This window comes from Streptomyces sp. B21-105 (assembly GCF_036898465.1).
Lineage (GTDB): Bacteria > Actinomycetota > Actinomycetes > Streptomycetales > Streptomycetaceae > Streptomyces.
Window position 1 is genome coordinate 7504939 of record NZ_JARUMJ010000001.1, and the last position, 24436, is coordinate 7529374.

A 24436-nucleotide genomic window follows, 5' to 3' on the forward strand; every position below is an offset into this window, starting at 1 on the left:
ATGCCCTTGCCCACGCACGGCTCCGCTCGAGCGAAGAGCACTCCGGTCGGCACCCCCACCAAGATCACCCAGGAGACCGGGACCAAGGGCGGCATCGGGGAGTCCACGCTGCGCCCCGACGGCACCCTCAAGGTCACCGGCGAGTTCGCCTACTCGTCCGACATGTGGCACGAGGACATGCTGTGGGGCCAGATCCTGCGTTCCCCGGTCGCCCACGCCGAGATCGTCTCCATCGACGTCTCCGAGGCCCTCGCGACGGCGGGCGTGCACGCCGTCATGACCTACGACGACCTGCCCACCGAGGTGCGCACCTACGGCCTGGAGATCCAGGACACCCCGGTCCTAGCCCACGGCAGGGTCCGCCATCACGGCGAGCCGGTCGCCATCGTGGCCGCCGACCACCCCGAGACCGCCCGCCGCGCGGCTGCCAAGATCAAGGTCGAGTACCGCGAACTGCCCGTCATCACCGACGAGGCGTCCGCGACCGCCCCCGACGCGCTCCTGATCCACGAGGCCCGCGACGACCACCACAGCGCTCACGTCGCGCACCCCAACATCGTCCACCGCCAGCCGATCGTCCGGGGCGACGCCGAAGCAGCCGCCGAGCGGGCCGACTTCGTCGTCCGCGGCGAGTACACCTTCGGCATGCAGGACCAGGCGTTCCTCGGCCCCGAGTCGGGACTCGCCGTGCCGGACGAGGACGGCGGCGTCCACCTCTACATCGCCACCCAGTGGCTCCACTCCGACCTGCGCCAGATCGCCCCCGTGCTCGGTCTGCCCGAGAGCAAGGTGCGGATGACGCTGGCCGGCGTCGGCGGCGCGTTCGGCGGCCGCGAGGACCTGTCCATGCAGATCCACGCCTGCCTGCTGGCCCTGCGCACCGGGAAACCCGTCAAAATCGTTTACAACCGTTTCGAGTCCTTCTTCGGGCACGTCCACCGCCACCCCGCCAAGCTCACCTACGAACACGGCGCCACCCAGGACGGCAAGCTCACCCATGTGAAGTGCCGCATCGTCCTGGACGGCGGGGCGTACGCCTCCGCGTCCCCCGCGGTCGTCGGCAACGCCGCCTCGCTGTCGATCGGCCCTTACGTGGTCGACGACGTCGACATCGAGGCCGTCGCCCTCTACACCAACAATCCGCCCTGCGGCGCCATGCGCGGCTTCGGCGCGGTCCAGGCGTGCTTCGCCTACGAGGCGCAGATGGACAAGCTCGCCGACGCGGTGGGCATGGACCGGGTGGAGTTCCGCCGGCTCAACGCCATGGAGCAGGGCACGATCATGCCCACCGGCCAGCCGGTCGACTCCCCGGCTCCGGTCGCCGAACTCCTGCGCCGCGTCAAGGCGATGCCGCTGCCGCCGGAGCGCCAGTGGGAGAGCAGCGAGGGCGCGGACGTACGGCAGCTGCCCGGCGGTCTGTCCAACACCACGCACGGCGAGAGCGTCGTACGAGGAATCGGTTACGCGGTCGGCATCAAGAACGTCGGCTTCTCCGAGGGTTTCGACGACTACTCGACCGCCAGGGTCCGCATGGAGGTGATCGCCGGCGAGCCCGTCGCGACCGTCCACACCGCGATGGCGGAGGTCGGCCAGGGCGGTGTCACCGTCCATGCCCAGATCGCCCGCACCGAGCTGGGCGTCGCGCAGGTGACCATCCAGCCGGCGGACACCCGGGTGGGCAGCGCCGGTTCGACCTCGGCCTCCCGGCAGACGTACGTCACCGGCGGCGCCGTCAAGAACTCCTGCGAGCTCGTCCGGGAGAAGGTCCTGGAGATCGGGCGCCGCAGGTTCGGCTCCTACCACCCGGCCTGGGCCACCGCCGAGCTGCTCCTGGAGGGTGGCAAGGTCGTCACCGACGGCGGCGAGGTCCTCGCCGACCTGGTCGACGTGCTCGAGGACGAGGCCGTCGAGGTCGAGGCGCAGTGGCGGCACCGGCCGACCGAGCCCTTCGACCTGCGCACAGGACAGGGCTTCGGGCACGTCCAGTACTCCTTCGCCGCACACCGTGCCGTCGTCGAGGTCGACACCGAGCTGGGCCTGGTGAAGGTCATCGAACTGGCCTGCGCGCAGGACGTCGGAAAAGCCCTGAACCCGCTTTCCGCCATCGGTCAGATCCAAGGCGGCACCATTCAGGGACTGGGCGTCGCGGTCATGGAGGAGATCATCGTCGACCCGAGGACCGCGAAGGTCAGGAACCCGTCCTTCACGGACTATCTGATTCCCACGATTCTCGACACGCCGACCATCCCGGTCGACGTGCTCGAACTCGCCGACGAGCACGCGCCTTACGGGCTGCGCGGCATCGGCGAGGCGCCCACCCTGTCCTCGACCCCGGCCGTCCTCGCGGCGATCCGGGACGCGACCGGGCTGGAGCTCAACCGCACACCGGTCCGTCCGGAGCATCTGACCGGCACGGCGTGACAGTCCCTCCGGGCGGCGCACGGAACGTCACACCCTCCGCGCCGCCCGGAGCACGCAGATCGTTCGTCTCGGGCCGTCCCCCGGGTCGTGCGGCCGACGCACCTTCCCAAATCCCGCAAACGCAGTGAGCGCCGCGCGAAGCGGCGCGCGGGTGCCCCTTTGAACCTTGGGAGCAGGCCCACATGACCCAGTCACTGCAGCCGAAGACCGTCTCGGACGACGCGGGCGAGCACACCCATGTCCTCGCCGGAGGCTCTCGGCTCGACCGGTACTTCCACATATCCCGGCGGGGATCCACGGGTCGCGCGCGAAGTGCGCGGCGGCGTCACCACGTTCATGGCGATGGCGTACATCCTCCTGCTTCATGTGGGGACTGACGGCGATCTTCCTCGTCTACTTCTCCCTCCACCTGATCGAGAGCCGGCTGGGCCTGCACTAGCCGCCCGACGGCCGCCCCTGCCGGGCAGCGTCCGCCACACCACCGCAGTCAAGGAGACCGAGAGATGCTGGACATCGCCGACGAGCTCGACCGGTGGGTCGGGCAGGGCCGTGACTTCGCCGTCGCCACGGTGGTGGCCGTCGGCGGCAGCGCGCCCCGCCGGCCCGGCGCCGCCCTCGCGGTGGCCGCCGACGGCACGGCCATCGGCTCGGTCTCCGGCGGCTGCGTGGAGGGCGCGGTGTACGAGCTCTGCCGGCAGGCGCTGGAGGACGGGCAGCCGGTCCGTGAACGCTTCGGCTACAGCGACGACGACGCCTTCGCCGTGGGGCTCACCTGCGGGGGAAGCATCGACGTGCTGGTCACCCCGGTGCGGGTCGGCGATCCCGTCCGCCCGGTGATCGCGGCCGGCCTGCGCGCCGCGGCCGCCGGGGAGGCGGCGGCGCTGGCGAGGATCGTGGACGGACCAGCCCACCTCGTCGGCCGCGCGCTGCTGGTGCACGCGGACGGCGCTCGCGGCGGCGACACCCCCTCCGCCCGCCGCACCGCCGCCCACCACGGCGGTTTCGGCGCTCACCCCGAGCTCGACCGCTCGGTCGCGGCCGAGGCGGGCGCGTTGTTGGACGCCGGACGCACCACAACGGTGGAGATCGGCGAGCAGGGCGCACGCTGCGGGGCGCCGCTCACGGTTTTCGTGGAGTCGTCGGTGCCCGCGCCCCGGATGATCGTGTTCGGGGCGATCGACTTCGCGTCGGCGCTGGTGCGGGTCGGCAAGTTCCTGAACTACCACGTGACGGTCTGCGACGCCCGTCCCGTCTTCGCGACCGCGGCCCGTTTCCCCGAGGCCGACGAGATCGTCGTCGACTGGCCGCACAGGTACCTCGAGCGCACACCGGTGGACGCGCGGACCGTCCTGTGCGTCCTCACCCACGACGCCAAGTTCGACGTACCGCTGCTGCGGCTGGCGTTGCGGCTGCCGGTCGCCTACGTCGGCGCGATGGGCTCCCGGCGCACGCACCTCGACCGTAACGCCCGGCTGCGCGAAGTGGGCGTGACAGAGCTGGAGTTGGCGCGGTTGCGGTCACCCATCGGCCTTGACCTGGGGGCCCGGACACCCGAGGAGACGGCGCTGTCGATCGCCGCGGAGATCGTCGCCGAACGGCGCGGCGGCAGCGGGGTCCCGCTCACGGGGGCGCACACGCCGATCCATCACGATGTGACGTCGCCGCCTGCCGGGCGGATCGGATCGGTGGCCTGAGCCGCGGTTCCCGGCCCGGCGACGGCGTGCCGTCGGGCCACGGCGTGGCGTCGGGACACGGCGTGGCGTCGGGACACGGCGTGGCGTCGGGACACGGCGGGCCGCACCTGGTGTCACGCCTGCCACGGTCATGCCGTGGCGAGCTGCCACTGTCATGCATGCTGAGCCGCTCGGCGCTCGCAGGACCTCCTTCCCGGCGCCGGTCGGACGCCTCAGGGTGTGCGGAGGAGGCGGTCGACCGCGCGTCCGAAGACCGACCTCGCCGAGGCTTTGAGGAGAGGGTCGAAGAAAGACGGGAGAAAGCGCACCCGCAACGCCTCCCGCCAGTTCACCCGGGCCCGGCCGCCGGGGAGGGCCCGCACCTCGATCTCGGCCCAGCCGAGGACGACGCGGCCGCGCTTCTCCAGTCGGCACCGGCCCGGCTCGTCGTCGGCGGGCGGCTGCCACCCGGCCACCTCCATCCGGTCGTCGAAGGCGAGCGGGCCGATACCCGAACGCGCCACGAAGACCGTGCCCTCGCGGGTCGGCGGGGGAGTGAGGACACGGATGCGGGTGAAGGGCACCACGTCGCCGTGCCTGGACCACTGCGTCAGACGCCCCCAGGCGTCCTCCCCGGACAGCGGGACCGTGCGTTCCACCTGGAAGACGACCATGTCCGCGATGGTAGGGGCACCGGCCGGTTCCGCGGTCTCCGCACCGGCTCACGGGCGGGGCGGGCGGCGGGTTCCGGTCAGCGGTAGACCTTCCCCGGCTCGGCCCTGCCGGGCGCCAGCAGCTGAGGAACGGTCACGAAAACGAATCCGCGCTCTTTCAGCGCATCGATGATTCCGGGCACGGCCGGCACTGTCCCGTCATAGATGTCGTGCAGCAGGATGATGCCGTCCCGGTCGGCCTGGGCGAGTACCCGGCGCCGGATCAGTGCGGAATCGGTCGTCGTGTAGTCCTTGGCGGTCACCGTCCACAGCACCTCGGCGAGGCCCAGCTCGTGGCAGATCTCGTGCACCGTCTCGTCGGTGCGTCCCTGCGGTGGACGCATCAGAGTGGGGCGCCGGCCGGTGAGGCGCTCTATCTCGTCGTTGGGCCGCTGGAGTTCCTCGCGTATCTTCTGCGGCTCGATCCGCGTGAGGATCTTGTGGTCCCAGGTGTGGCTGGCCACCTCGTGCCCCTCGGCGGCCATGCGTCTGACGAGCTCGGGGTAGGTGTCGATGTGTCCCTTGCCCAACAGGAAGAAGGTCGCCGGGACCTGTCTCTCCTTGAGTATGTCGAGCAGCCGGGCGGAGTTCTCGCTCGGTCCGGCGTCGAAGGTGAGGGCGATGCACTTCGCCACCCGGCAGTCGACGGAGCCGAAGCGGGCGGCCTGCGTGGTGGACGCGGGCAGGGCCCGGGCGGCGCTCGGATGGGCGGCGTCGACGCCGCCGCAGCCGGTGAGCGTGACCGTCAGGCAGGCGGCCGCCACCGACACGGCGATGCCGCGCAACCAGGCCCCCGTGTTCTTCGTCTTCCTGGTCAATGAATGCATGGCGTGACTATACATAAAGCGTATACACGCCGCGTATAGCCTCTCGTCTGTGCGTTGTGTGCCGTCGCCCGTCCGCCGGAAACCCGTCGCACACGGTTGCCCGTCCGCCAGGCGCGGGGCAGTGAACAGGGCGGCGCTCCGACGGCACCGCTGTTCGCGGGCTGTCGGAGCGCCGTCCTCACCTCGACGAGAGTGTTACGGGGCAGCTGACAAGAGTGTCACTGGGCGTAGAACGTCGCGTCTGCCCGGTCGGTCGCCGTGCTCGGCGTCTGCACGTACAGCAGGTAGTTGTAGTGGCGGATGTAGCGGCCGGCGTTGTTGTACGACTCGTAGCTGACGCCCGCCGAGTCGGCGAGTCCCGCCCGGGGGTAGAAGCTGGCGTCCGAGGCGAACGTCGACGTGCCGTCGTTCTTCTCCACCCACACCTCGGAGTTCTTGTGCCGCAGGTAGTAGCCCGGGAAGTTCGCGGACTCCAGCGAGACCGTGCCGGACCCGGTGAGCCCTGTCACCACCCGGAACTGCGAGTCGGCGAGCGGGCTGACGTTCGCCTCGATCTTCGCGCGGTACTCCCAGTGGCGAATGAACCGGTCGGCGAAGTTGTACGAGGAGAAGCGCTGCGGGGTGACGCCGTCGGCCACCGGGGTGCCGAAGTCGGGTGTGCCGTCGGCCTTCCAGTAAACCTTCTGCACCCGGGTGCGGCGGTTGGGGTCGTTCAGCGGGTCACCGGAGATGTCCTTGTAGCTGCGGTCGTGGTAGACGACGATGTCGGACTTGCCGTCCTCGGAGACCGTGAACGAGTTGTGGCCCGGTCCGTACTGCGAGGTCGCGGCGTTGCTGGTGAAGACGGGCTGCGACCCCTTGGTCCAGGACGCCGGGTCGGTGAGGTCGGCCGTCGCCGACGCGGTGAGCATGCCGAGGCAGTAGTTGGAGTCGGTGGCGCTCGCCGAGTAGGTCATGAAGACCTTGTTGCCGTGCTGGATGAGCGCCGGGCCCTCGTTGACCTTGAAGCCGATCGTCTCCCAGGACAACGTCGGCTGGGAGATCTCCGCCGGCGTGCCCGTGATCGTCCAGGGGTTGGCCATCTTCGCGATGAACAGGCTGGTGTTGTTGTTCTCGGCCGGGTTGCGCTGCGCCCAGGCGAGGTAGCGCACGCCGTTCACGACGAACGTGGTGGAGTCGAGCGAGAAGCTCTCCCACGTGGTCTTGATCTGGCCCTTCTCGGTCCAGGTGGCGGTGAGCGGGTTGGCGCCGGTGCCCTCCAGGACGTACATCCGGATCGCCCAGATGTCGTTGGTGGCGCCGGCCGCGAAGTAGACGTACCACTTGCCGTCGATGAAGTGGATCTCCGGCGCCCAGATGTGCGCGCCCATGACCCCGCTGGTGTGCTTGGTCCAGATGGTGACCTCCTGGGCCGTCGACAGGCCCTGGATGGTCGTCGCCCGGCGCAGCACGATGCGGTCGTACTCGGGGACCGTGGCGGTGAAGTAGTAGTAGCCGTCAGTGTGCTTGAAGATGTGCGGGTCGGCCCGCTTCTCGGCGATCGGGTTGGTGTAGGTCACCGCGGGGGACGCGGGTGCGGCGGCCTGGGCGGGGACGCCCAGGCCGGTGAAGGCGGCCGCGAGGGCGACGAGGCCGGCCAGGAGCAGCCGAACGGCGTGGCGTCTCAAAGGAGTTCTCCAAGGGGGATCGCTGTGGCTGACAGGGGGCGAGGAGTTGTGGGACGGGTTCGACGTCCTCGGTTCAGGAGGCGGGCGCGAGGCGCCACTGCTGGCAGGCGTTGTTCAGCCAGGTCCACTGCCGTACGTCGGTGCCGTTCGTGTTCTGGCAGTTCGCGACGTCGGCGACCTTGCCGCTGTTCTCGTTCACGATCCGGACGTAGTCACCGGTCGCGGTGAAGACGAGCCGGAACCGCTGGCACTTGTTGTTGAGCCAGGTCCACTGACGCAGGTCCGCGCCGTCGGCGGCGGAGCAGTCGGCGGTGTCCATCACCTTGCCGGTGGCGGCGTTGACCAGCCGGCTGGTGTCGTCGCCCTGGTCCTCGACGCGCCACTTCTGGTTGGTCCCGCCGTTGCAGGTCCACTGGAAGATGTTCGTGCCGTTGGCGCCGGAACCGCCGTCGAGGTCGAGGCACTTGCCGCTGTTGCGGTTGACGAGGGTGTACGCCGTGGGCGTCGCCGCCGTCTCCCCCGACGGGCCGGGGAGCGACGTGCCGAGCGACACCGGCGTGCCGAAGTTCGGCGTTCCGTCGGCGTTCCAGGTGAACTTCTGGGCGCGGGTCGTGCGGCCGTTGCCGCAGCCGCCGTCGGAGGCGCTGTTGGCGTGGTAGACGATCCAGTTCTCCGTGCCGTCCGGCGAGCTGAAGAAACCGTTGTGACCGGGTCCGTAGACGCCGTTCGCGTCACTGCGCTGGAACACCGGAGTCTGTTTCTTCGTCCAGGATGCCGGGCTGAGCGGGTCGGAGCCGGTCAGTTCCAGCAGGCCCAGTTTGTAGTCCGGGGTCTGGCAGTAACTCGCGGAGAACGTCAGAAACGTACGGCCGTCGTGATAGAGCGGTTCAGGCCCTTCATTGACCGCCGCGCCCGAGGTCTCCCAGCTCAGCGTGGGGCTGGAAATCACCGTGAACGTGTTGCTGGCCAGCGTGTACGGGTTGCTCATCGGCGCGATGACGAGACTCTGCCTGCTGCCGTTCACGGAACCGCTTCCCACGAGAAACAGTTTTCCGTTCGCCTGCAGCACGCTCGCGTCGATCAGCCAGCCGCCCGGAGTGAGGTTGGATCCGGTGAGCGAGCCCTTGTAGGTGTACGGGCCCAGCGGGTCGGTGCCGGCGCTCTCCAGCACGTGGGTGCGCTGCGAGTCGCAGCAGGCGACGCCGCCCTGGCCGGCCGAGTAGTACAGGTACCAGTGGCCGTTGAACCGGTGGAGCTCGGGCGCCCAGATGTTGGTGTTGCGGGTCGACGTGGTGTCCGACCACACCTGCACGGTGGGTGCGCTGGCGAGACCGGCCAGCGTCGGCGACTTCCGGATGCCGAGGACGCCCGTGAACGTCGTCGTGATCAGGTAGTAGTTGCCCTCGTGGTACTCCAGCCAGGGATCGGCGCCCTTGGCCGACTTCACCGGGTTGGTGTACGAACGGCCGTCAGCCGCGGACACCGGCTGGCTCGTCGCCACCAGGGCGAGGAGAAGGGCCAGCACGCAGACGATCACAGATCTGCGGTGGTTCAACCAGGGCATACAGGACCGTCCCTTGTCCGTGAAGCATAAGTTCGATATCTCGAACAGGGTTCGTAACTTCGGCCAGAAGATATGGGGCGTTCATGTCCCCGTCAATGGTTTCGACAGTCTCACCGGCATCGGCAGTCGATCTGGAAACAACCGGCACATGCTCACCGGCTCATGTGCGCGCTTTCACGAGCTCACGAGCTCACGAGCTCACGAGCTCACGAGCTCACGAGCTCACGAGCTCACGAGCTCACGAGCTCACGAGTCCGCCCTCGCGTGCGGCTGTTCGCGGCCGAGCGCGCCAGGGCGTCCCGCTCGGCCGCTGCGGGCCGGGCGGGACGCCCTGACGTTCGGTGCTGTGTGCTGCGCTGTAGAAGGGGCCGGTGTCAGACCAGGTCGAACCGGTCGAGGTCGGAGACCTTGGCCCACGCCGCGACGAAGTCCGTCACGAACTTCTCCTTCGCGTCGTCGCTCGCGTAGACCTCGGCGAGCGCGCGCAGCTCGGAGTTCGAGCCGAAGACCAGGTCGGCACGGGTGCCGGTCCACTTCACCTCGCCCGTGGCGGCGTCGCGGCCCTCGAAGAGGGACTGGTCCGAGGACGTCGACGACCAGGTCGTGCCCAGGTCGAGCAGGTTGACGAAGAAGTCGTTCGTCAGCGTGCCCGGTGCGTCGGTGAGGACGCCGTGCGAGGACTGCCCGTGGTTCGCACCCAGGACGCGCAGGCCGCCGACGAGGACGGTCAGCTCGGGAGCGCTCAGGTCGAGCAGGTTCGCCCGGTCGAGGAGCAGGTACTCGGCCGGCAGGCGGTTGCCCTTGCCGAGGTAGTTGCGGAACCCGTCGGCGGTCGGCTCGAGGGCGGCGAACGACTCGACGTCCGTCTGCTCCTGCGAGGCGTCCACCCGGCCCGGCGTGAACGGGACCTGAACGTCGTGTCCGGCGTCCTTGGCGGCCTTCTCCACGGCGGCGGCGCCGCCGAGGACGATCAGGTCGGCCAACGAGACCTTCTTCGCGCCGGAGTTGAACTCCGCCTGGACGCCCTCGAGGACGCGCAGCACCTGCGCCAGCTCGTCGGGCTCGTTGACCTCCCAGCCGCGCTGCGGCTCGAGGCGGATGCGGGCGCCGTTGGCGCCGCCGCGCTTGTCGCTGCCGCGGAAGGTGGAGGCCGAGGCCCACGCGGTGGACACCAGCTGCGAGACGGTCAGGCCGGAGGCGAGGAGCTTGGCCTTCAGGGCCGCGACGTCCTCGGCGCCGATGACCTCGCCGTCGGCCGCCGGCAGCGGGTCCTGCCACAGCAGGGTCTCCTCCGGGACCTCCGGGCCGAGGTACAGCGACTTCGGGCCCAGGTCGCGGTGGGTGAGCTTGTACCAGGCGCGGGCGAAGGCGTCCGCGAACTGGTCGGGGTTCTCGTGGAAGCGGCGCGAGATCGGCCCGTAGATCGGGTCGAAGCGCAGCGACAGGTCGGTGGTCAGCATCGTCGGGGCGTGCCGCTTCGACGGGTCGTGGGCGTCCGGGACGGTGCCCGCGCCCGCGCCGTCCTTGGCCACCCACTGCTTCGCGCCGGCCGGGCTCTCCGTCAGCTCCCACTCGAAGCCGAACAGGTTGTCGAAGAAACCGTTGCTCCACTGCGTCGGCGTGGAGGTCCAGGTGACCTCGAGGCCGCTGGTGATGGTGTCGCCGCCCTTGCCGGTGCCGTAGCTGCTCTTCCAGCCGAGGCCCTGCTCGGCCAGCGAGGCGGCCTCGGGGTCGGCGCCGACGTTGTCCGCCGGGCCCGCGCCGTGGGTCTTGCCGAAGGTGTGACCGCCCGCGATCAGGGCGACCGTCTCCTCGTCGTTCATCGCCATCCGGCGGAACGTCTCACGGATGTCGCGGGCCGCGGCCAGCGGGTCCGGGTTGCCGTTCGGGCCCTCCGGGTTGACGTAGATGAGGCCCATCTGGACGGCGCCGAGCGGGTTCTCCAGCTCGCGGTCGCCGGTGTAGCGCCGGTCGTCGAGCCAAGTGGTCTCGGGGCCCCAGTAGACGTCCTCCTCCGCCTCCCAGACGTCCTCGCGGCCGCCGGCGAAGCCGAACGTCGTGAAGCCCATCTGCTCGAGCGCGACGTTGCCGGTGAGGATCATCAGGTCGGCCCAGGAGATGGACTGGCCGTACTTCTTCTTGACCGGCCACAGCAGACGGCGGGCCTTGTCCAGGTTGGCGTTGTCCGGCCAGCTGTTGAGCGGGGCGAACCGCTGCTGACCGGCGCCGGCGCCGCCGCGGCCGTCACTGATGCGGTAGGTGCCCGCGCTGTGCCAGGCCATGCGGATCATCAGCGGGCCGTAGTTGCCGAAGTCGGCCGGCCACCAGTCCTGCGACGTGGTCAGCACCTCGGCGACGTCCTGCTTGACGGCCGCGAGGTCGAGCGCCTTGAACGCCTCGGCGTAGTCGAAGTCCTCGCCGAGCGGGTTGGCCACCGCGGGGTTCTTCGCGAGGATCCGCACGTTGAGCCGCTCGGGCCACCACTGGCGGTTGCCGCCGCCCTGGGTCGGGTGCGCGGCACGGCCGTGCGCGACCGGGCAGCCACCTGCCTCCGCCGCCTTCGAGTCGGTCACGATCGCGTCATGGTTCTCGGTCATGGGGGAATCCTTCTGGGCTGGTCGGATCACATGCTCAGGTGCCGCAGGGGTTCGGGTGCTCGGGTCTCGAGTCCTGCGGATGTGCGGGGTCCTGCGGAGGCGCGGCGATCCTGTGGACGATCGGTGCTGCGGATACTCAGCTGTTGCGGATGCTCAGGTGCTGCGAACGGTCGAACAGTCGGGGCACAGGCCCCAGTAGATGACCTCGGCCTCGTCTATGGAGAAGCCGCGGTCGTCGGAGGCGGTCAGACAGGGGGCGTGGCCGACGGCGCAGTCGACGTCGACGACGGCTCCGCACGACCGGCACACCAGGTGGTGGTGGTTGTCACCGACGCGACCCTCGAACCGGGCGGGGCTGCCCGGCGGCTCGATGCGGCGCACCAGCCCGGCCGTGGTCAGCGCGTGCAGGGCGTCGTAGACGGCCTGCAGCGAGATGTGGCCGACGCGGTCGCGCACCCCGGAGGCGATGGCCTCGACCCCGAGGTGGTCGCCCGCCCGGACGGTCTCGAGCAGCGCGGCCCGGGCGGCCGTCACCCGCAGGCCGGCACCGCGCAGCTCCTCGGCGGTGGTCGGTGTACCGGGTGCTGTCATGCGTTCGAACCTACGCCATAGACACGAACGGTTCAAGAAAACGAACTGCACAAGTCTGAAAGTCGCGGGTCGGGCGGGACGAAGCGTGCAGGAGCGAGGCCCGGCTCGCAGGTGGCGGGAGGCTCGGGAGGTGGCGCGGCTCGGCGGAAGCGCGGCGCGCGGGAGCCGGTCTGCGCGCGCTCCGCGCCCTTCGCGTGGACGGTGACGGCGTCGCCCGGCGCGCGCAGTCCGGCCGCCAGTCCGGAGCGCAGCGCGTCCTCGTCCTCGTCCTCGTGCTCGTGCTCGTGCAGGGACCGTAGAGAACGCGCCGGCCGCTGCCCGCACGTCCCCGGCGAGGCCGACCGTGTCCACGCCGGCGATGCCCCGCCGTGTCCATGCCGGGAGGTCCGTTCCGAACTCGAACCGCTCGGGCACGGCGTTCGTGGACGGCAGCAGCTTGTCCGGTACGAGACCTTCGAGGACCTCGGGCGCACCGGCGAGCACCGCGCAGTGTCCCGGCCGCGCTCGCCGTGGACGGCGAGGACGCGACGAGAACGCGACGAGGACGCGACGCAGGCCGAGCCGTCCGGTCACGCCGGCGTCGGCTGCAGCACGATGTCGAAGACGGCACGGCGGAAGGGGTTGGCCAGGCCGGACGCCGCCGCCTGCGCCGGTTCGTCCACCTCGGTGAACTCCCGCACCAGGCTCCTCCTGACGGCGAAGACGGCGTCCGACTCCAGGTATTCGCCGCCCGCCACGAAGATGTGCGTCGTCACGGGCAGGTGGCCGGCCGCGCTCACGATGAAGTGGATGTGGGCGGGGCGGTAGGGGTGGCGGCCGGTCGCCTCGAGCAGCGCCCCGACCGGCCCGTCCGTCGGGATCGGATACGGGCTCGGCACGCACGAGCGGAACCAGAAGCGCCCTTCGGCGTCCGCGGTGAACAGGCCGCGGCCGTTGCCCGGTGGCTGCTTCTGGGGCTGCTGGACGTCGTAGAAGCCCTGGTCGTCGGCCTGCCACACGTCCAGCGTCGCGCCGGGCAGCGCGGTGCCGTCGACGGACACGACCTGCCCGCTGATCAGGCAGGGCTCACCGCCGCCGACCAGGTCGACGGTGTCCCCGAGTGCCCGGGGAGGGGACTCGACCATGTGGAACGGGCCGAGCACGGTGGAGTCGGTGACGGCTGGCTCCTTGCGGTCGTTGATCGCCTCGACGAGCATCGACACGCCGAGGACGTCCGAGAGCAGGATGAACTCCTGCCGGGTGTCGTCGCACCGGTGCCCGGCCTCGGTGAGGAACGCGATCGCCCGCTCCCATTCGGCACGGGTCGGCTCGGTCTCCCGAACGAAGTCGTGCAGGTGTCGCACGAGCCCGGTCAACAGCTCCCGCAGCCGCGGGTCGGGGGTGCGGGAGAAACTGTCCACGACCGCTTCCGTCGCGGTTTCGGCGGTGAAGTCCATGGACATGGCGGTCTCCTGCTCAGCCTCGGCGGTGCGGTTGCGACGAGTATCCGCCGAGGGAGAGGACGAGGAAGAGGGCGAGGGCGAGGAAGAGGGCGAGGGCGAGGAAGCCGTCGCCGGGCGTGGTCGGACGGCCCGACGACGGATCGGGCAGGGCGCACGACCGGGCCGGCGCGACCCTTGAGAAGATCGTTCGTGAAACGCCTCCACCGAACGAACCTCCGGAAGGGAACCGACCAGATCATGTGTGTCACCGCTTCCCGCGGCCTGACGGAATCCCGTTCTCGGACGGGATCCTGTTTCCGGACGGAATCCCGTTCTCGGACGGAAACCTGTTGCCGACGGGCCACGCCTGGACGTGCGGAAACTCGTTGCCGACGCTTCACCCGTCGTCCGGCGGAAACCCGTTGCCTACGCTTCACCCGTCGTCCGGCGGAAACCCGTTGCCGACGGGGCACGCGTCGTCGTGCGGAAACCCGTTCCAGGGCGGAGGCCCGTGGATGACCGGCAACGAAGACGCAGTCCTGCTGCACACCGACGGCCGGGCCGCCCGCCTCGTCCTCAACCGCCCGCGCGCCCTCAACGCCCTGAACCACGCGATGGTGAACCGCATCGACGACGCGCTCACCGCGTGGGAGCACGACCCGGACGTCGAGACCGTGGTCCTCACCGGCGCGGGGGAGCGCGGCCTGTGCGCGGGCGGCGACATCCGGGCCGTCCACGACGACGCCCGCGACGGTGACGGAAAGGCCTCGGCAGCCTTCTGGCGGGACGAGTACCGTCTCAACGCCCGCATCGCCGGGTATCCCAAGCCCTACGTCGCCGTGATGGACGGCATCGTGATGGGCGGGGGTGTCGGCGTCTCGGCGCACGGCGGCGTGCGGGTCGTCACCGAGCGCTCCCGGATCGCCATGCCGGAAACCGGCATCGGATTCGTGCCCGACGTCGGCGGCACCCACCTGCTCGGCCGCGCGCCGGGGGAGCTCGGCGTCCACCTCGCCCTGACGGGAGCGCAGATCGGAGCGGGAGACGCCGTACTGTGCGGATTCGCCGATCACTACGTGCCGTCCGTCTCGCTCCCGCGGTTCCTCGCCGAACTCGCCGACCTGCCGGTGCGTGAGGCCCTCGCCCGTCACGAACAGGCCCCGCCGCAAGGAGAGTTGGCTGCGGCGCGCGGGTGGATCGACGCCTGTTACGCCGCCGGCACGGTCGAGGAGATCGTCCGGCGTCTGCTCGCCCACGGCGCCCCGGCCGCCGCGGAGGCCGCGGGAATCCTGCTCACGCGGTCGCCCACCGCGCTGAAGGTCACCCTGGCCGCCCTGCACCGTGCCCGGCGGCTCGGGTCGCTGCAGGAGGTGCTGGACCAGGAGTACCGCGTCTCCTGCGCCGCCCTGACCAGTCACGACCTCGTCGAGGGCGTCCGTGCCCAGATCGTCGACAAGGACCGCGCCCCGCGCTGGTCGCCGGCCACCCTCGCCGAGGTCGCCGACACCGACGTGGAACGTTTCTTCACCCCACTCGGCACCCAGGAACTCGGTCTCGCCGAACCTCCGCCCCCCACCCGGGCCTCGGCCCCCGCCCACAGACGGGGCTGACCGCCACGAGCCGGCCGGTGCCGGCGGTCTCGTGAACCGGCACGCCTCTCGTCGCCCACCGCTTCGCGGACCGGACCTGCCGTCGCTTCGCGGACCGGACCTGCCGTCGGGTCGCGGACCGGACCTGCCGTCGGGTCGCGGACCGGACCTGCCGTCGCGTCGCGGACCGGACCTGCCGTCGGGTCGCGGACAGGACCTGTCCGCAAGTCCGGTTAGTTTGCTGTGCATGACGAAGACGACGTCCCCGGCAGGTCCCGTGCTCGACGCCCAGGCTCTCAGTCGGGCCACCCTCGCCCGTCAACTGCTACTGAGTCCGGCCGAGTTGTCCGTCAAGGCCGCGGTGGAGCATCTGCTCGGACTGCAGGCGCAGAACGCCAGGCCGCCGTACTACGCGCTCGCCGCCCGCCTCGAGGGCTTCGCCCCGGAGCAGCTGTCGGCACTGATGGCCGACCGTGGAGTCGTCCGCATCGTCACCATGCGGTCCACCATCAGGTCCTCCGCTGGGTATCCCCGGCTTCAGCCGGGGCGGGAAAGCGGAACGGTGCGGAGCACCGTTGTTCGTTGAGGTCAGGACAGGGGGCGGCGCTGGCCCTCGATGTACTGACGGATGATCGACAGCGGCGCTCCGCCGCAGGAGGCCGCGAAGTACGAGCGGGACCAGAACACCGATCCCATCCCGGTTCGGTTGACGCGGCCGGTGTATTCGGCGCGCAGGTACCGGGAGCTGACGCCCTTGAGGCTGTTGACCAGCTTGGAGAGGGCGAGCTTGGACGGGTAGTGCACGAGCAGGTGCACGTGATCACGCTCGCCGTTGAACTCGCGTAGCTCCACCTCGAACTTGTCGCAGACCTCCCGCATGATCTCTTCGCATCGCCGAAGCATCTCGTCATCGAAGATTCCCTTCCGGTATCTGGTGACGAACACCAAGTGGGCGTGGAGATCGAAGGTGACGTGACGCCCCCTGCGGATATCGGTGTCTGGTTCCCAGCGTGGTGACATACCCCAAGGGCAGTAGGGTGATCGCAACGACCAGGAAGGGGGTGGGCCGGATGATCCGTGCGTACAAGTTCCTCATGCGGCCCACCGTGGGCCAGTCCGCCGCTCTCGGCGAGATGCTGCGCGATCACTGCTCGCTCTACAACGGGGCCTTGCAGGAACGGCGTGACGCCTACCGGCACGTGTCGAAGACGAGCATCAAGTACGGGATGCAGTCCGCGCAGCTCAAGGAGATCCGGGCGTTCGACCCGGAGCGTCAGGGCCGCTGGTCGTTCTCCAGCCAGCAAGCCACCTTGCGGCGCCTCGACAAGGCGTTCGCCGCGTTCTTCCGCCGCATCAAGCACGGCGAGACGCCCGGCTACCCGCGCTTGCGGGGAGTCAACTGGTTCGACACGGTGGACTTCCCCAAGGACGGCGACGGCTGCCGCTGGGACTCCACCCCGCATGATCCGCAGACCCGCGTACGCCTCCAAGGCGTCGGGCACGTCAAGGTCAAGCAGCACCGGCCCGTGGCCGGCAAGGTCAAGACCATGTCCGTCAAGCGCGAGGGCAAGCGCTGGTACGTGGTGCTGACCGCCGAGCAGGCCCAGCCCGAGCCGCTGCCCAGGACAGGGTCCGTGGTCGGCATCGACATGGGCATCGCCTCCTTCCTCACCACCTCCAACGGCGAGCACATCGACAACCCGCGCCACGGCCGCAAGGCCACAGCGAAGCTCGAAGCCGCACAACGGAAGCTGTCCACCTTCGGACGAGTGCGCCGCGACAAGCGGACGAAGAACCACCAGCGGGCCGTCGAGCGCGTCGCCGACCTGCACCGCAAGGTGCGGCGTCAGCGCCTGGACCACGCACACAAGACCGCGCTCGACCTCGTCCGCGACCACGACCTCATCGCGCACGAGAACCTGACGATCCGCAACATGGTGCGCACCGCCGCACCCAAGCCCGACCCCGACACGCCAGGGGCATTCCTGCCCAACGGCGCGGCGGCGAAGACGGGCCTCAACCGCTCGATCTCGGATGCCGGATGGGGGGTGTTCCTGACGATCCTGCACGCCAAGGCTGAAAGCGCCGGACGTGACGTGATCGCCGTGGACCCCCGCAACACCTCTCGGACATGCCCCGAATGCGGGCACGTCAGCGCGGAGAACCGGCCCACACAGGAGAAGTTCCACTGCGTTGGATGCGGCCACCGGGCGCACGCTGACGTCGTGGGAGCTTCCAATGTTCTGCGGGCCGGGCTGGCCCGTCGTCAAGCTCAACCAGCTTGACGAGAAGCCCCCGCATTTATGCGGGGGAGTAGTCACCCACACCCACACCGCGGACGACTGCCTGACCCTGCGGCCGCTCGTCCAGCCCGCCCGTGACCGGGAGTTGACGAACTTCCGCAAGGGTCTCCTCGGAGTGGACCTCGACCGGCTCGCCGCCCTCGCCCGCGAACTCGTCGAGGCCGAGCCGCGCACCATGGGGCAGTTGCGCGAGGCCCTCGGCGCGCAGTGGCCGGACGCAGACCCGCAGTCCCTCGCCGTCGCCGCCCGTTGCCGACTCCCCCTGGTCCAGGTCACTCCGCGCGGACTGTGGGGCCGGAGCGGACAGGTAGCCCTCACCACCGCCGAGCACTGGCTGGGCCGTCCGGCACAGCGGGCTCCCGCCGTGGACGCCGTCGTCCTGCGCTATCTGGCGGCCTTCGGCCCGGCCTCCGTCAAGGACATGCAGACCTGGGCCGGTCTGACCCGGCTGCGTGAGGCCTTCGAACGTCTCCGTCCGCAGCTGCTCGTCTTCCGGGACGAGCGCGGCGTCGAACTCTTCGACCTGCCCGAGGCCCCGCGTCCGGACCGGGAGACCCCGGCCCCGCCGCGGTTCCTCCCCGAGTTCGACAACCTCCTCCTCTCGCACGCCGACCGTGGCCGTGTCGTCCCGCCCGAGTACTGGGGGCGTTCCTGGCAGGGCAACCAGGCGCACTGCACCCTCCTGGTCGACGGTTTCCTGGCGGGCGTGTGGAGACTGGAGCGGGACGCCCTGGTCGTCGAGCCCTTCGGTCGCCTCACCGGCGTGCAGCAGCGGGACGTGCTCGCCGAGGGAGAGCGCATGCTGGCCGTGATGCATCCGGGGCAGCGTTACGACATCCGCTTCGGAACAGTCCTCCGGCCTTGACGGCAGCGGACGCCGTGGAGGTCATGGACGTCATGGATGCCGTTTGGACGTCATGGGCGGCAGGTCAGTCCGCCCGCCCCGTCAGCGCCACCGTCACGCCCAGGCCGATCATGGTGCAGCCGCCCGCGCCCCCGATCCACGACAGCCGCCGGTCGGAGCGCGCGAACCAGGAGCGGGCCGCCGACGCGGTCAGGCCCCACAGTGTGTCCGTCACCAGGCCGATCAGGATCGGGACGAGGCCCAGGAGCAGCATCTGGAGCGGGAGGTCGCCCGCCGCGTGGTCGACGAACTGGGGGAGGACGGCCGCGAAGAACACCACCCCCTTCGGGTTGGTCACGCCGACCAGGACGCCGTCCAGCGCGGTCCGCAGGTCGCCGCGGGCCGGGCCCGCAGCCCGTGCGCCGATCGACGACGCCCTCAGTTCCGCCCGGTGCCGGAAGGCCTGGACGCCCAGGTGCACCAGATAGGCGGCGCCCGCGAGCTTCACCCCCAGGTAGACCGTCACCGAGCGCTCCACCAGCGACCCGACGCCGACGGCGACCGCCGCCAGCAGCAGGTAGGAGCCCACGACGTTGCCGAGCGCGGTCGCCACGGCGGTGCGACGGCCGTGGGCCGGCGCGCGGCCGATGACGAACAGCACGCTCGGGCCCGGGATCGCGATCACCAGCAGCGACATGGCCGCGAAGGCCAGAATCCGGTCCGTGGACACCATGCGCGTCACCCTTTCCCGAGCCGCCGAACGCCCGCGGGCCGGGCGCCCCGTACAAACACGCCTGCCGCGGCCGGTCTCAGGGCCGTGCGTCATGCGAAACGCCCCCACCGGCGAGCGGTGAGGGCGTGGACGGATGGACAGGAGGCGCTGCGGGCCGCTCGTGGAGGCTCGCAGCGCCCCCTGGTCGTTCCCTGAGGGATGCTCAGGAGTTTCTCGGGGGTGGGCTACCGGGCTACCCGGTGACTACGAGTCGACCTGTGCCGTCACCAGGCCGGAGAAGGTGGTCAGCCGGGTGTAGACACCCGGGTGACCGGCTTCCGCGCAGCCCTCGCCCCAAGAAGTGATGCCTGCCAGGACGCCCCCGATGAGCAGGGGACCGCCGCTGTCGCCCTGGCAGGTGTCTGTGCCGCCGGAGGAGTATCCGGCGCAAACCATGTCGGTCTGGACGAAGTCCGAACCGTAGGAGCTCTTGCAGCTGGAGTCGGACACGACCGGGACGGCCGCGGTCCGCAGCTGGTCGGAGGAGCTGCCGTTCTCCGAGGTGGTGCCCCAGCCGATGATGCGGGCGGTGGTGCCGGCCGCGTACACGCCGGTCTGGGACGAGGAGACGTACGACGCCTTGGTGTACGGCATCGACGTCGACAGGGTCAGGACTGCCACGTCGTCGCCGTCGGTGGCGTCCGTGTATCCCGGGTTGATCCAGATCCTGCTCACCCGGCTGACCGTGCCGTCGGTGCCGCTGAGGTAGGTGCGGCCGCCGACGACGCGCACGCTGCTCGTGGTCTCGCCGACCATGCAGTGCGCGGCGGTGACCACCTTGGTCGCCGAGACGAGGGTGCCGCCGCAGAACTGGTTCTGCGAGGCGTCCGTGATCTGCATCATGAACGGGTACGCCGTGGTCGTGGTCGTCGTGCCGCCGACGATCGGCTGCGGCGCTGCGACGGCGGTGGGGGCGCCGAGCAGTGCGGTCGCCGCCGTGGCGGCGGTCGCCGCGACCACAGCGGCGGTTCTCTTCACGCGGTTGAGCCCGAACATGGAACTCCTCGAGGGGTTGCCGGTGGGGGGTCGCGCGGGTGTGGGGTTGCACGGGGGTCGCGGGACCGACCCCCGTCTGCCCGGGCGAGCGGCACGTCCCTTACGCTAGGACCCCGAGCCCGGCGTCCCCAATGAGGGAACCCCCTAAGGGAGTTGGGGCAGGGAAAACCCTCGGTCCGACAGTGCCCCCGCAGCACCTCGCTCAGGGGGACGTCCTGCGCGCGGGTCGCCCCGAGGGGCAGTTAACCCGCGCGATCCTCACTTCGCGTGACGCCCCGCCGCCAACCGGACGATGTCCACCCGCGAGCGGATGCCCAGCTTGCGGTAGACCCGGGTCAGGGTCGCCTCGACCGTCTTCACGCTGATGAACAGCCGAGCGGCGATCTCCCGGTTGGTCGCCCCCTCCATGACGAGCGCCGCGACCTGACGCTCCATCGCGGCCAGTCCCGCCAGCGCGTCGGAGGGCGGGGTCTGCGCGGGGGTGCCCGACGGCTCGCCCGCGCCCCGGGCGGCGGCCTCGTCCACCTGACGCAGCCAGGGCAGCGCCCGGCATCGCCTGAACAGCCGTGCCGCTTCGTCGTACGACGTCGGCCCCGGCCGCCCGGTGCGCAGCCGGGCCAGGGCGAACGCCGCCCGTGCCTCCTCCAGCCCGTAGCCGAGCTTGGCGAGCCGGTCCTGAACGGACGTCAGCCGGGACAGCGCCTCCTCGTGGTCGCCGAGCGCCGCCCGCACCAGGGCATCCGCCCGGTCCAGCACGGCCAGCACGCTCTCCCGGTCCAGTCGCAGCGCGTGCTCGCGCGTCACGGCGATGACGTCCTGCGCCTCGCCCGGCTCGCCGACCCGGACCAGCGCCTCGGCCAGGTCGCCCTGCCAGCGGCCGCGCGCCGGGTCGGTGATGCCCAGGCCCTGCTCCAGCTCCCGCACCCGGCGCAGCGAGGCGACCGCGCCCGCCGCGTCGCCGGCCACGAACTGGGCGTGGCCCAGCGCGGCCAGGGCGCGCGAGAGGTACATCTGATCGCCGTCCTCCTCGGCGCGCCCCGCCGCCTCCCGGGCCAGTGCCAGCGCCTGGCCGACGTCGCCGCCCGAGGCCTCGGCGAGGGAGGCCAGCATCGCGGAGGCGCCCAGGCCGATGCCCGAGTCACGGGCCAGCCTGAGGCTTTCGCGGGCCAGGTCGAGGGCGCGTCCGCAGTGCCCGGAGCGCAGTTCGGTCTCGGCGAGGAAGCGCTGGAAGTGCACCTCGCTCTCGACCATGCCGCGTCGACGCACCTCGCGCAGCAGCGCGGTGATGGTCGACCGGGCCTCGGGCAGCTGGTCGCTCATCATCAGCCAGCGGAACCTCGCCGCGCCGACGCCGTTGTGGTGGCAGGCCACGTAAGGGTCCTGAGGCTCCCGCATGGCGTGCTTGATGGTCGCGGGGGCGTTCGGATGGCCCATCAGGGTCTCGGTGGACGACTGGAACGACAGCGCCATCAGCTCGGTGCGCCGGTCGTCGCCGCGGGCCGCCAGCTCCGCCGCGTGCGCGGCCTCCTGCCGGGCCTCGGAGAAGTCGCCCTCGACGATCAGCTTGCGCCAGGCGAGGCGGTAGTGGACCAGGGCGAGCAGCCGGGGGTCGTCGCCGGCGTCGGCGAGGGCCTGCGGGAAGACGGCGTCGACGTCGCCGAGGGCCTGCCCGGCGGCCTCGATGACCACCTCCCAGGCGCGGATCCGGTCGGCGGGCACGGTCGCCCGGGTCAGCACCTCGCGCGCGATGTCCCGCGCCAGGTCCACCTCACCGGCGGTGATGGCGTCCTCGGCGGCGCACAGCCGGTGTTCGTCCGGGCCGGGCGTGCCGTCCGGCGGGGTGTGCCGGGCGGCGAGCAGACCGAGCGAGGCGGCCACCGACGGCGCGCCCCGGTCGCGGGCCAGGGCCGCGGCCTCGGCGAGCCGGGCGGCGACCTCCGGGTCGGTGCCGGTGGTGGCCAGGGCGAGGTTGCGGGCCCGCTCGATCGGGTCGGAGGCGGCGGTGGACAGCGCGGCGTGCGCGGCCCGGCGCTCCTGCGCGGGCGCCTCCGCGTACAGCGCGGCCGAGATCAGGGGGTGCGCGAACCGGACGGCAGGGCCCTCCGGCTCGGTCGCCAACAGTCCGAGGGCCGCCGCCTGCGCGGTCTCCGCCTCGGCGTTCTCCCTGCCGGCCGCGTGCAGCAGCGCCAGCGTGGGGCGGGCTCCGGCGCTGGCCACCAGCAGGGTGCGCCGGGCCTCGTCGGAGAGCATGTCCAGACGGCTGAGGACCAGGGCGCGCAGCGAGGTCGGCACCGGCAGCGGTTCGCCCGGGCGGGGCGGCGTCGGGTTCTCGCCGAGGGCGCGGCCGAGCTCCAGCGCGAACAGGGGGTTGCCGCCGCTGGTGCGGTGGATCTCCCGGACCGTGGAGCGGGGCAGGTCGGTGTAGCCGCGGTGGTCGAGCAGCGCGGAGACCTGGCTGCGGGAGAGCGGGTTGAGGCGGACGGCGAGGGTGTCGGGCGGGGACGCGCGTAGATGCCGGTCGTACTCCTGCCCCTCCGTGCGCACCGCGCACAGCAGTTGGACGGGGGTGTCGCCGAGGCGGCGGGCGGCGAAGCCGAGGAGTTCGGCGCTGGCCGAGTCCAGCCACTGCAGGTCGTCGGCGACGAGCAGGACGGGGCCCGCGGCGGCGAGGATGCGCAGCGCGGACAGGACGGCCAGCCGCAGGGCGAGGCCGTCGCGGTGCAGGGTCGATTCGCCGCGGCCGGTGAGCGCCGACTCCAGGGCGGTGCGCTGCGCGACGGGCAACTTGTCCGAGACCTCGCCCAGGACGAGACCGAAGAGGTCCGCCAGGGCCAGGAAGGGGAGGTGGGATTCGGACTCGGTCGCCGAGCAGCGCAGGACGGTGTGCGCCGCCTCGGCGTAATCCGCGGCCAATGCCCGCAGCACGGTCGACTTTCCTATTCCGGCCGGGCCGTGCAGCAGCACACTGCCGCCGCGCGTCAGCTGGTCACGGGCGCCCGTGACCAGCTCCTCCCTGCCGATGACGAGGTCGGGGCGGCATCTGGCAGGCTCCTTGAAGTCCCGTCGCACGGTCACCGCTCCCCTCCGAGTGTCGTGTCCGGGCCAAATTCTAGGCAACGTGTCTTTGAAATTCGGAGGTGGATCGTGGTGAGGGATATAACAACGTGACGCATAGTTAAATTCATGGCAACGGTAAGTGAATGATTCCTTGCCGTGAGGGGCCTCCTTGGCCGGATGTGATCGCTGCCTCTACTGTGCTTATGCACTGTTTCTGCCGTGTTTCTGCCGTGCTCCGACCGTCGCGCCCGAACGTCTGGCGCGCCACGTCGCTCGCGCTACGGCAGCAGACCCGCCCTGCGGGCCGCGGCCACCGCCTCTCCCCGGGTGTGCGCGCCCAGTCTGCGCATCGCCGATCTCAGGTAGCTCTTGACCGTCTCCGTCCGCAGCCCGAGCCGCTCGGCGGTCGCCCCGTTCGTCGACCCCGCCGCCACGCACGCCAGCACGTCCAGCTCCCGCGGCGCCAGGACGACCGGCTGTCCCGCCGGCTCCTGCGGCGGCCCCGGGGCCAGCAGCCCGCAGGCCTCGAGGAGGTCGGCCCGCAGCGCGGGGTCGGAGATCCGCGGGGCGAGGGCCCGCAGGGCCGCGTGCGCCTCGCGCACCTGCTCCCAGTCGGCGGCCCCGGCGGCCCCGGCCCTCCGGTCCGAGCCCGCGGTCGCCCCCTCCCCCGGAACGGCGCCTGCTCCGAAGCCCGGTCCCGCACCTGGTCCGGTACCTGGTCCGGCGCCCGGCCTGAACCCCGACCCGGTACCTCGTCCGGCACCCGGCCCGAACCCCCTCCCGGCACCCGGCCCGAACCCCCTCCCGGCACCCGGCCCGAACCCCCTCCCGGCACCCGGCCCGGCACCCGGCCCGAAGCCCGGCCCGGCGGCCCTCAGCAGTGCACGCACCTCGTCCTCGACGACCAGCGCCTGCTCCACGTCCCGTGCCGCCTGCGCCGCGGCGGTCAGTGTGCGGTCGCCCAGCGGCTGCGCCGTGCGCAGGGCCCCGTACAGCACCCCGCGCACCCGGCGCCGGACCACCACCGGGATCGCCAGCACCGAACGCAGCCCCTCCTCGGCGACGGCCGCGTCGTACTCGTGGCTGATCTGCCGGGAGAGCGAGTAGTCGGTCACCGCACACGGACGGGCCAGCGCCACCGCCCTGCCGCCGAGCCCGTTGCCGGACGTCACCGCCAGCCCGCGCAGCGCGAGCCCGGCAGCCCCGCTGAACTCGCTGATCCGCATCCGCTGCCGCCCGGGCTCCACCAGGCCGCCGAAGGCCACCGGCAGCCCGGTCGCCCGGCGCAGCCGCCCCAGCGCACCGCGAATCTCCACCGTTCCGGCCGCATCTGCTGCCACGTTCTCGCCCTTTCCGCGCGGCGTGGTGCCGCACACCCCCGTTCGGGGGTAGTGAGACCTG

18 protein-coding genes and 1 pseudogene are annotated in these 24436 nt (G+C 71.3%); 7 read left to right on the plus strand and 12 right to left on the minus strand.

Annotation, left to right across the window (positions count from 1 at the left end; all coding sequences use genetic code 11):
• The 3 genes and pseudogenes from QA802_RS33615 (at position 1) to QA802_RS33625 (ending at position 4115) form a co-directional block, all read left to right on the plus strand.
• Positions 1-2421 (plus strand): xanthine dehydrogenase family protein molybdopterin-binding subunit, encoded by a 2421-nt coding sequence (locus QA802_RS33615; protein WP_334530742.1) that lies wholly within the window; start codon positions 1-3, stop codon positions 2419-2421.
• Between the two features lie 182 nt (positions 2422-2603).
• Positions 2604-2787 (plus strand): annotated as a pseudogene (locus QA802_RS33620) (NCS2 family permease); the annotation flags it as partial.
• A gap of 137 nt (positions 2788-2924) precedes the next feature.
• The gene (locus QA802_RS33625) at positions 2925-4115 is read left to right on the plus strand and encodes an XdhC family protein (protein ID WP_334530745.1); all 1191 of its coding nucleotides are present in this window, start codon (positions 2925-2927) and stop codon (positions 4113-4115) included.
• A gap of 212 nt (positions 4116-4327) precedes the next feature.
• On the opposite strand, the gene QA802_RS33630 is transcribed toward QA802_RS33625, so the two are convergent.
• From QA802_RS33630 to QA802_RS33660, 7 genes are all read right to left on the minus strand, one after another.
• A complete protein-coding gene (locus QA802_RS33630; RefSeq protein ID WP_334530748.1) occupies positions 4328-4768 on the minus strand; it encodes an SRPBCC family protein in 441 nt (146 codons plus the stop codon).
• Positions 4769-4845: 77 nt separating this feature from the next.
• Complete coding sequence (locus tag QA802_RS33635; protein WP_334530751.1) at positions 4846-5634, minus strand: polysaccharide deacetylase family protein; 789 nt, start codon at positions 5632-5634, stop codon at positions 4846-4848.
• Positions 5635-5852: 218 nt separating this feature from the next.
• Complete coding sequence (locus tag QA802_RS33640) at positions 5853-7301, minus strand: family 43 glycosylhydrolase (RefSeq protein WP_334530754.1); 1449 nt, start codon at positions 7299-7301, stop codon at positions 5853-5855.
• Positions 7302-7374: 73 nt separating this feature from the next.
• Complete coding sequence (locus QA802_RS33645; protein WP_334530757.1) at positions 7375-8865, minus strand: family 43 glycosylhydrolase; 1491 nt, start codon at positions 8863-8865, stop codon at positions 7375-7377.
• Between the two features lie 374 nt (positions 8866-9239).
• Entirely contained in the window at positions 9240-11462 is a 2223-nt protein-coding gene (gene katG / locus QA802_RS33650) for a catalase/peroxidase HPI (RefSeq protein ID WP_334530759.1), read from the minus strand.
• A gap of 153 nt (positions 11463-11615) precedes the next feature.
• Positions 11616-12053, minus strand: a complete 438-nt coding sequence (locus QA802_RS33655; protein ID WP_319168696.1) for a Fur family transcriptional regulator — start codon at positions 12051-12053, stop codon at positions 11616-11618.
• A gap of 569 nt (positions 12054-12622) precedes the next feature.
• On the minus strand, positions 12623-13495 hold the full coding sequence (locus tag QA802_RS33660; RefSeq protein WP_334530764.1) for a dioxygenase family protein: 873 nt from the start codon (positions 13493-13495) through the stop codon (positions 12623-12625).
• 494 nt (positions 13496-13989) lie between these two features.
• Here QA802_RS33660 and QA802_RS33665 point away from each other — a divergent pair, with 494 nt between their 5' ends.
• Positions 13990-15084 (plus strand): enoyl-CoA hydratase/isomerase family protein, encoded by a 1095-nt coding sequence (locus QA802_RS33665; protein ID WP_334530767.1) that lies wholly within the window; start codon positions 13990-13992, stop codon positions 15082-15084.
• Between the two features lie 226 nt (positions 15085-15310).
• Positions 15311-15649, plus strand: a complete 339-nt coding sequence (locus QA802_RS33670) for a DNA glycosylase AlkZ-like family protein (RefSeq protein WP_334530770.1) — start codon at positions 15311-15313, stop codon at positions 15647-15649.
• Between the two features lie 2 nt (positions 15650-15651).
• On the opposite strand, the gene tnpA is transcribed toward QA802_RS33670, so the two are convergent.
• Positions 15652-16083, minus strand: coding sequence for an IS200/IS605 family transposase (gene tnpA / locus QA802_RS33675; protein WP_334520635.1), 432 nt, complete (start codon positions 16081-16083; stop codon positions 15652-15654).
• Between the two features lie 50 nt (positions 16084-16133).
• Between tnpA and QA802_RS33680 the strand changes: the two genes are divergently transcribed.
• The gene (locus tag QA802_RS33680) at positions 16134-17348 is read left to right on the plus strand and encodes an RNA-guided endonuclease InsQ/TnpB family protein (RefSeq protein ID WP_334530773.1); all 1215 of its coding nucleotides are present in this window, start codon (positions 16134-16136) and stop codon (positions 17346-17348) included.
• Positions 17302-18231 (plus strand): winged helix DNA-binding domain-containing protein, encoded by a 930-nt coding sequence (locus QA802_RS33685; protein ID WP_334530776.1) that lies wholly within the window; start codon positions 17302-17304, stop codon positions 18229-18231. Before QA802_RS33680 ends, QA802_RS33685 begins: the two co-directional genes overlap by 47 nt.
• 64 nt (positions 18232-18295) lie before the next feature.
• On the opposite strand, the gene QA802_RS33690 is transcribed toward QA802_RS33685, so the two are convergent.
• The 4 genes from QA802_RS33690 to QA802_RS33705 form a co-directional block, all read right to left on the minus strand.
• Positions 18296-18943 (minus strand): LysE family translocator, encoded by a 648-nt coding sequence (locus QA802_RS33690; protein ID WP_334530778.1) that lies wholly within the window; start codon positions 18941-18943, stop codon positions 18296-18298.
• A 243-nt stretch (positions 18944-19186) separates the two neighbouring features.
• Entirely contained in the window at positions 19187-19978 is a 792-nt protein-coding gene (locus QA802_RS33695) for a S1 family peptidase (RefSeq protein ID WP_334530781.1), read from the minus strand.
• Positions 19979-20236: 258 nt separating this feature from the next.
• Positions 20237-23053 carry a helix-turn-helix transcriptional regulator gene (locus QA802_RS33700; protein WP_334530784.1) on the minus strand — a complete coding sequence of 939 codons (2817 nt, stop codon included), beginning with the start codon at positions 23051-23053 and terminating at the stop codon, positions 20237-20239.
• A gap of 260 nt (positions 23054-23313) precedes the next feature.
• On the minus strand, positions 23314-24375 hold the full coding sequence (locus QA802_RS33705) for a response regulator transcription factor (RefSeq protein WP_334530786.1): 1062 nt from the start codon (positions 24373-24375) through the stop codon (positions 23314-23316).
• Between the last annotated feature and the right edge of the window lie 61 nt (positions 24376-24436).